This is a genomic window from Rhizobium sp. SVR5-9E, from assembly GCF_056755095.1.
In genome coordinates this window covers 1-270 of record NZ_JBNDHS010000428.1, presented here as the reverse complement: position 1 = coordinate 270, position 270 = coordinate 1, and the positions used below count along the sequence as shown (strand labels likewise).

General features: G+C 57.8%; 1 protein-coding gene. It reads left to right on the top strand.

Annotated features, from left to right (window positions below):
* Positions 1–270 (top strand): iron chelate uptake ABC transporter family permease subunit (locus ACPYOJ_RS35475; RefSeq protein WP_481420407.1); only part of this gene is annotated, 270 nt, incomplete at both ends.

The window sequence follows — 270 nt, the reverse complement described above, 5'->3', positions numbered from 1 at the left end:
CCGTTCTTCATGCCGTTTCGCCAGGTCGCAGAAAAATCATGATGCGAACGTCACTGGCTTTTCTGCTCTTTGCGCTGCTGCTGGTGATGGGCGCAATTGCACACCTGGGCACGGGCGCGCGCGTTATTTCTCCCCTGACGGTCGTGCAAGCTTTTGTCGATTTCGACCCGCGCAATTTCGACCATAACATCATTATCAGGCTGCGCCTGTTACGCCTCCTTGCGGCCATGCTTACCGGCGCTGCACTTGGCGTGGCAGGCGTCTTGCTGC